Here is a 6,240-nt window from a genome sequence, read left to right on the forward strand (position 1 = left end):
CCAGATGCCTACTCGAAGCCGGCGGATTCAGATCTCGACTACACCCTCGATTCTGAAGAGCCGCTTTGATGTCACGCACGGGCGTGGTGGTGGTGCGGCGCACGACCCCGGTTTTGCCGTCGGTTCGCGGCTCATCGGCGGCTACCTGACCGGATCACGTTCCCAAGCTCGTGGTGCTCTCTGACTCTGCTAACGCGTTGCTGACTCTGCTCCAGATCGGCACGGATGTTCACGGACGCAGACCGACAGCGTTCCCGGTCGTGCGCCCCCGCCGGGAACCTGACGACGCAGCTAGCGCTCCTACGCGTATCAGAAGGGTGGAAGTTCGAATCCCTCCAGGTGCGCCACCAACAGGACCTCGGCGGACCCCCGCACTCGAGGTAGCCACCACGCGCGTTCATCGCACGCAGGTGTCAGCGCCTCCCAACTCGCTTCCGCAACATCACCAGGCCGTCTCCGCTGAGGTCGTCCAGTGCCTCGGTGCGGCCGGCTGCGGCCATCAGGATCGCCTCGCCTGGTCCCGTCACCTCAGGTCCGTCGCCTGCGGTCCAGTCGACATCGGTGGCGACGAGTCTCAGACCCTTGGCATTGCCCTTTGACGGCAGCGTGGGGGCTCCCAGCCAGAAGCTCAAGACAGACACCAGACGGTGCTCGGGGATCACGCGCGGCAGGCCGAGTGCTCGCCTGATGTCTTGATGGTGGATGGTGCCATCCGTCAGAGCGATGCCACCCATGAACCCAGATGGCAGGCCATTCGGACGCTGGTTCCGGGCCACGAGATCGATGATGCCGGCCGGGTCGAGGCCCCTGTAGCGCGACAAGGCGATGTCGTTCACCTTGCCGATGCGTAGACCGCCGCGCACGAAGGTCGCAACGGTCGCGGCCTTGGACAGTTCGTCGTAGCTGACGACATGGGTGGCGACATCACGGATTCGCCACTCGGTACAAAGGGACTGAGCCTCCCACTGGGCAGGCGTGAGTTCGCGGAGCAGCGCCAGCAGGTCGGCGCGCTCCTCCTCCGCAAGCGGCATCAGGTCAGGCTTGCTCATGAGACGTCCAGTCCGTCGCGGGTGATGGCCGAATACCTGCTGAGGTAGAGGGGCCAGCCGTCCGGCGCATCGAGTCCGGCTTGCAATGACTCCCAGCCCGCACCGTGCCGCTCGATGTGGCGGTGCACCAAGGTGACGCGGGTGCGCGACTCGTCCTCTGCCGTGAAGGTGATCTCGACCTCGCTCGCGCGGTCCAGGTCTGAGGTGACCTGCCAGTCGGGCCCGATGTCCCAGCTGAAGGCGATGGTGTTGGGCGGATCGAAGATCAACACCCGGCCCCACCGACAGATGCTCCCGTCGACACCACGGTCGTAGAGGTCACCCCCGGTGTGCTGTTCCAGGACCGTCTCGGCAATGGGAACGGCCAGCATGTTGTGTTCACGCGGCTTGATCTTGTCGAGATCGGCGAACTGCCAGAACGCCGCCTCGGCGGGTAGATCCACCACGACTTCGCGCCGCACCACCCCATCGGACTGCACCGTCACGCGATCCCTCTTTCCTGTTCGCTGCGGGTCGCGAGATTCCCGAGAGCATCGGACCAGAACTGATCAAGCTGACGGCGGTACCGCGCAAGGCGAGCCGCGTCGATGCTGTAGACCCGTTGCCGCCCTCGAGGTTCATCTCGCACGATCCCCGCCTCACGCAGCAGCTTCAGATGCTGGCTCACTGCCGGCCGACTGATCGGCATGACATCTGCCAACTCCGCGACGCTGCAAGGGCCCAGTGACAGTCGCTCGATGATCGCCCGACGGCTAGCGTCGCCGAGCAGGGACCATGCGTCTGATGGGTGAGCCGTCACGAACGCGTAAGTTACCACTTACCGGACGACGGTGCGAGTAGGGCGTCGGTCGATCGGTTGCACAGAGGTACAGTCCGTCGAGCCTGATCTTGGCGTGAGGGTGGGTCTGTCGCCGTCGTAGTCATCGTGAAGGAGCCAGGCGGCACCGACTCCTTCGATCGGAGCTCAGAGCTCAGAAGGGGTAGCCCCCCGGACTCTGCTGGACAGTGATCCACTGGGTCTCTGTGAAGGCGTCGAGGTTGGCTTCCAGTCCGCCGGCGCGGTACCCGTTCCCGGACAGTCCGACACCGCCGAAGGGGGCGATCGCCTCGTCGGCGATGGTCTGGTCGTTGATGTGGACCATGCCGACCGGAATCCGCTCGGCCAGCATCAACCCGGCCATGACGTCTCGGGTCACGATGCCCAAGGACAGCCCGTACGGCGTTCCCGCAGCCAGTGCCGCCGCCTCGTCGAGACCGTCGAAGGCGATGACCGGCGCCACCGGCCCGAAGATCTCCTCCTGATACGCCCGCGCCGTCTGCGGGACGTCGGCGAGCACCGTGGGTCGGTAGAACAAGTCGTCGTACTCCCCGCCGGCGACGAGTCGCGCACCGGCCGCGACGCTGTCGTGGACGATGGCATGCACCCGGTCCCGCGCCCCGGCGTCGATGAGCGGGCCGTAGGCGACGTCGGACTCGATCGGGTTCCCGACCTGAAGCCGCGCTGCCCGTTCGGCAAGCAGTGTCGCGTAGTCATCCGCGAGCCGTCGGGAGACCAGGTGGCGGCTCGACGCCATGCACACCTGGCCGGCCTGGATGAAGGAGCCGGCCGAACCGGCGCTGGTGGCCAGCTCGAGATCGGCATCGTCGAGGATGATCAGGGCCGAGTTCCCGCCCAGCTCCAGATGCACCCGCTTGAGCAGCGGAGCTGCCAGCTCGGCGACGATCCGTCCGCCCGACGCCGAGCCGGTATAGGCGATGACCGGAACGTCAGGGTGGATGACCAGCTGCCGACCGATGTCGCTGCCGCCAGGCAGCACATGGAGCACGCCCGGCGGCAGCCCTGCTTCCTCGAAGACCCTGGCCAGCGCGAGCCCGCCACAGATGGCGGTCCGCGGATCCGGCTTGAGCACGACGGCGTTCCCGACGGCCAGAGCCGGCCCGATCGCCCGAGCGGCGAGGATGACCGGCGCGTTGAACGGTGCGATGACGCCGACGACACCGACTGGCACGCGCCGGGTGAAGGAGAGCCGAGGCTGGGTCGAGGGGAGGACCTGACCTCGCGGATAGCTGGCGAGTGCGGCCGCCTGCCTGAACTCCTCCGCCGGGCCACCCGTCCCGGCCCAGTAGCGCGGCACTCCTGCCTCCCGGATCGCCCATTCCTCGAGCTCGGCGTGGTGCTCCTCCAGCAGGTCCGCCGCCCGTCGCAGGATGGCGGCCCTGTCGTCGTACGGGGTCGCCGCCCAGGCCGTCTGCGCCTCGCGGGCCAACCCCACAGCGCGATCGACATCCGCGGCCGAGGCCGCACCCACCTGGCCCAGCGTGTGACCCGTGGCCGGTTCGACGGCCGGGTAGGTCTGTCCGCCGCCGACGGTCCAGCCACCGCTGAAGATCCGGCCTTCCCACGCGGCGCTTCCCAACAGCTCGACCATGATGGCTCCCGGGGTGGGTGGAGTGGGCGCCCGACTGCTCGAGTCGGCGCCCGGGCCACGACGAATCCCGACAATGTATCGACCATCGGCGCGCTGGTGGACCCTGGTCGCGCACGTAACGCGTCGTACGACGCCATGCGTCGGCCCGAGCACACTTCCGCGAGGGGTGAAGCGCTCCGTCGATGCGCCCCGGGCGCAGTCCATGCCCCTGGCTCGCCTGGGACCGACCGCGCCACGGTCATCCAGACGCTCAGGCAGGCCGACGATCCAGAAGTCGTCACAGGACCGAATCAGAAGCAGGAGGGAAGAACACCCTCGACAGGACAGCCCCGGGTGCCATGGCCGTCACCGGCTGTGACTGTCAGCTGGTGTAGGCGATCCGGGTCCAGCGCAGCGGCTCGCGGCGGTTGTTCGTGACGGTGACCTTCAGGTAGTCGTTGGCGTTGTCGGAGCCGTCCACGGTGATGCGCTGGAGGTTCGGGGCCGATGACGACGTGAGGCCGTAGAAGTCCAGCCACGGCGATCCGGGAGCCAGGGGTCGGTCGGCGTTGTAGAGGTGGCTGTCCCCGTTGAAGAGGTAGACGGGCCCGCCGTAGGCGCGGCTCTCGCGGGCGATGGCGGCGACGATGGGCTGGAACGCGTAGTAGTCGCCGAACTTCGGGTCCGTGGCGGTGGGGTCGAACATGTCGGCCTGCGTCATCAACACCACGGCGCGGTTGTCGCGACGGTGCCCTTTGGCGAAGGCAGCATGGATCTCGGAGACGGCGTCGGCGGTGCGTCCGAGCACCTCGACAGTCTGTTCCGGGGTGGCGGTGGTATTGCCAGTCCATGGAGCGAGGCTGTTGTTGCTCCCGACGATGTGCACAGCTGCGAAGGACACGCCGTCACGCACGTAACGGACGTTCTCGGGATAGCCGGCCACCGCGTCGGAGGTGACACGAGTCGGTTTGCCGAGGGTGTAACCCGGGCGGGGGAAGAACACGTCGCGGACGGCATCCAGCCGCTCGAGCGGGTTGTAGCCGCCGTTGTTGGGACGGTGGCAGTCGGTCCACTCGTTGTCGCCGATGGTGTAGACGAACGGGTCCTCGAACACGTCGACATCGGACTTGATCAGATCGAAGTACTCGTCGCTGCAGACGCTCGACCCGTTCTTGATGTCACCGAGGTGACTGACCCACTGCACGTCGCGATCGGCGTTGATCTGGCGGATGTTGGCAGGGAAGTGGTCGATCTCGGCCTGGCCGTACGGGATGTCGCCGATGACGGCGAAGGTGAACCCCTTGCCCAGGTGGTGGTCCGGCCGACCATCGTGGGCTTCGGCCGGGCCGGCGGCACCCGCGGCCAACAGGCACAACGCGGTGGCGGTGACGGCAGCGGCCCAACGGTGACGCAGCATGAGATCTCCTCGAAACGGCGGTGGCGCGGGCGGAGATTCCGCAGCTGTGAGCGTTGCCCAGCCAGGTGACCGACAGATGACCGGTAGAAGATCTCTCGGCGCCGTCAGTCGGCGGGACTCGGCGGCGATGCCAGCTGCCCAACCCGCAGAGGCCGCCCATTCCTGAAGACCAGTGCCGGAGCTCCCACCCCGATGAGTTCCGGGCGCTTCCCGAGTCTTCCCGCGCATGAGCGAGACACCTGTCGGTTCGGGCAAGGTCGTGGTCAATCGCGCGATGTCGGTGGACGGCTTCATCGCCGGTCCCGACGGCGCGATGGACTGGATCATCGAGCACACGACGACGTACGAGTTCCCCGAGGTCATGGCGGCGACGGGAGCGATGCTGATCGGCCGGGGGACCTACGAGGTCGCCCGGCGGATGACGGCCGAGGACACCAGCTACGACGGTGGGCCGGTCTTCGTGCTGACCCACCGGCCACCGGACGAGCCGGATCCGGCTGTCACCTTCCTCACCGGTGACCTCGGGGACGCGGTCGCCACGGCGCGCGCCGCCGCCGGCGGGTTGAACCTGGAGATCCTCGGAGCCGATCTGGCCAGCCAGTGCCTGCAGCAGGGACTGGTCGACGAGGTCCTGGTCTACGTCCTGCCGGTGTTGTTCGGTGACGGCGTGCGCTTCTCGACCGCGGCCCTGGGCCGGGTCGACCTGGAGCCGATCAGCAACCAGCAGTCGGGCCCGGTGACCAAGCTCTGCTTCCGCGTGCGGAAGCAGAGCGCCGCGCCCGAGCCGGTCAGACCCGGGTCTTCTTCGTCTTCTTCGTCCCCAGGATCGTGAACGCCTGCACCAGCACCCCGACGCCCTCGCGGCTGACCACCGTGCCGTGGTCACGCGTCTGGCGGTTGTCACATCCCGGTCCCCAGACCAGGCCGGCCTTGGTGGCGATCGCCTCGCCGACCTCCGGCATCGAACCCGGGGCGACCTTGGCCTTGGCCGCCGCGGCGGCGAACACCCGGGACGGCGTGGTGCCGGGACCCGGGAAGTAGCGCGGGGTGTCGAGCAGGGCGCACAGGTCGTCGAAGAGGAGCTGTGTGGAGCGTCCGCCGTGCGGATCACTCACGGTGTCAACTGGTTGGGGGGCTCGGCACACGTGACACCACGCCTGCGTCATCCCATGGATGCATTCGTCAGCCACGCTGACACCTACCTGTCTCTCACCCCCAGCATAGGCCGGAATCGCACGGTCGTTCGCCGAGTGCTTGTGGACACCTTCCCCGACGTGGGAGTCTGACCCTGCCCCCTCCACTAGGGATCGTCGGGCACGTACCTGCCCGTGGAAAGGAAGTGTGGCGTGGCCACAGTCAGTTTCAA

General features: G+C 67.6%; 8 protein-coding genes. 2 read left to right on the plus strand and 6 right to left on the minus strand.

What is annotated here, in order from left to right:
- The coding region (locus tag ABD714_RS18170) for a hypothetical protein (protein ID WP_344813860.1) at positions 1-184 on the plus strand (184 nt) is incomplete at its 5' end.
- Positions 185-413: 229 nt separating this feature from the next.
- Here the strand turns inward: ABD714_RS18170 and ABD714_RS18175 are convergent.
- From ABD714_RS18175 to ABD714_RS18195, 5 genes are all read right to left on the minus strand, one after another.
- The gene (locus tag ABD714_RS18175) at positions 414-1,049 is read right to left on the minus strand and encodes a maleylpyruvate isomerase family mycothiol-dependent enzyme (protein ID WP_344813861.1); all 636 of its coding nucleotides are present in this window, start codon (positions 1,047-1,049) and stop codon (positions 414-416) included.
- A complete protein-coding gene (locus ABD714_RS18180) occupies positions 1,046-1,534 on the minus strand; it encodes an SRPBCC family protein (protein ID WP_344813862.1) in 489 nt (162 codons plus the stop codon). Before ABD714_RS18180 ends, ABD714_RS18175 begins: the two co-directional genes overlap by 4 nt.
- On the minus strand, positions 1,531-1,866 hold the full coding sequence (locus ABD714_RS18185; RefSeq protein WP_344813863.1) for an ArsR/SmtB family transcription factor: 336 nt from the start codon (positions 1,864-1,866) through the stop codon (positions 1,531-1,533). Before ABD714_RS18185 ends, ABD714_RS18180 begins: the two co-directional genes overlap by 4 nt.
- A 154-nt stretch (positions 1,867-2,020) precedes the next feature.
- A complete protein-coding gene (locus tag ABD714_RS18190; protein ID WP_344813864.1) occupies positions 2,021-3,478 on the minus strand; it encodes an aldehyde dehydrogenase family protein in 1,458 nt (485 codons plus the stop codon).
- A gap of 361 nt (positions 3,479-3,839) precedes the next feature.
- A complete protein-coding gene (locus tag ABD714_RS18195; RefSeq protein ID WP_344813865.1) occupies positions 3,840-4,874 on the minus strand; it encodes a hypothetical protein in 1,035 nt (344 codons plus the stop codon).
- A 226-nt stretch (positions 4,875-5,100) separates the two neighbouring features.
- Here ABD714_RS18195 and ABD714_RS18200 point away from each other — a divergent pair, with 226 nt between their 5' ends.
- Positions 5,101-5,706, plus strand: a complete 606-nt coding sequence (locus ABD714_RS18200; RefSeq protein WP_344813866.1) for a dihydrofolate reductase family protein — start codon at positions 5,101-5,103, stop codon at positions 5,704-5,706.
- Here ABD714_RS18200 and ABD714_RS18205 read toward each other — a convergent pair.
- A complete protein-coding gene (locus ABD714_RS18205; protein WP_344813867.1) occupies positions 5,663-5,989 on the minus strand; it encodes a hypothetical protein in 327 nt (108 codons plus the stop codon). The genes ABD714_RS18200 and ABD714_RS18205 overlap by 44 nt on opposite strands.
- Positions 5,990-6,240: the final 251 nt, after the last annotated feature.

This window comes from Microlunatus aurantiacus (genome assembly GCF_039536605.1).
GTDB lineage: Bacteria > Actinomycetota > Actinomycetes > Propionibacteriales > Propionibacteriaceae > Microlunatus > Microlunatus aurantiacus.